The sequence below is a fragment of the Providencia sp. PROV033 genome (assembly GCF_028484855.1).
Lineage (GTDB): Bacteria > Pseudomonadota > Gammaproteobacteria > Enterobacterales > Enterobacteriaceae > Providencia > Providencia alcalifaciens.
On the sequence record NZ_JAMPSW010000203.1, the window covers coordinates 1 to 1,479 of the forward strand.

Below are 1,479 nucleotides of genomic sequence, written 5' to 3' on the forward strand. Positions count from 1 at the left end.
TTTCATTTGGCTGTATGCACCTGAACTATTTGAAGGAGCAAACCAATAAACTCTCTTGACCCCACGAGTTACCGCAACATACGCAAGTCGTAACGACTCATCAGTCATTGCGTCATCATAGGATGATGAAATAAAATCAACAGTTTCATAAATACGATTTCGGAGAGTATGTCCCAAAAGAGAACGGCTATCTTCCAGAATAATCGCTATCTCACCCTGTAACCCTTTAGCTGTATGTATTGTATGAAATACCACGCCCGAACTAAATCGCCCTGCATTCATAACATCATTTAAGATAGAATTAGTTCGACTCAATACAATGACTTTATTTTTATCGCATCTGTTTTGTTTTGAAACCAATTCGAGTTGCTTGTTAATAAGAAGAATAACATCTTGTATCCATGCTTTATCATCTGTTGCATAATCGATGAAATTAACACCTGTCTCATCGCCATCTGGTAGGCGACGTGAGCAGGCTTTTTTATCAATTTTGTTTTTAACCCGCTTCATTAAATATTCTGCGTCCCTAATAATTTTCTCATCTGACCTAAAATTTTCCATCATGTATATTTCTTTACATCCATTTAGTTTCTTATGCGATGGAAAAAATCGAGAGAAATTCATAAATATCTCAGGAGAGCTCCCCCTCCATGAATATATCGATTGCCAATCATCACCAATTGCCATAATACTTGGTTCAAGTTCAAGTTGAGAAATATTCAATTGTACTGATTTTATCCACAATGCAATTTGAGGAGAAATATCTTGAAACTCATCAATCAACAAATGACGTAACGGCTTATACTTTTCATTCAATTTGTTATTATTTTCACTAAGAAAACTTGGATTGGATAAAATTAAAAATGCCCGATTAAACGTGATATATCCTAGCTCAGATATTTTCCCTTCAAAAAAAGGCCAGAATATTGACAATGCATTACTAAAATGATACTCCACACTCTTACTCTTAAACTTTCTCATTTTACTTAAAGCACAACCCACCTCTATACCCATACTTTCTATGAAAGATGCCTGTTGATATAGTAGCTCGACAATGTTTGTTTCTGTCAGTTCCCCATTCAATTTAACATCGAAAAATGGTGCCTCTAGATTATTATCATGCGATATAAATTTAAGTATCTCTAGTTTTGATGTCTTATCTAAGAACACCGACGATTTATTACATCCCCAAGCCATTATTTTATTGCGAAGTGAAATACAGGAAATAATAGGGAAGCTTTCTTCTTTATCGAATGAACCCACATAATGAAATTTTTCTTTTTTATCAAAAAAATATTCTCTATCTATTCCTCCAGTCAGGAAAACAGGCTCTCCAGTTTTTTTTATAACACCATTAGCATAAAATATCCTTCCATCTTTGGTTCGAAAGCACTCAACAGGCGTAGGCGTTACTCCGTCTATAGGCCATAGACCTTTTTCAAACCAAATTTCGTTTAGCTTATTCGCTAAGTCTAAATC

General features: G+C 34.7%; 1 protein-coding gene. It reads right to left on the bottom strand.

Annotated features, from left to right (window positions below):
- Window positions 1-1,479: UvrD-helicase domain-containing protein (locus tag PSF16_RS17335; protein ID WP_272689798.1), on the bottom strand; the 1,479-nt coding region annotated here is incomplete at both ends.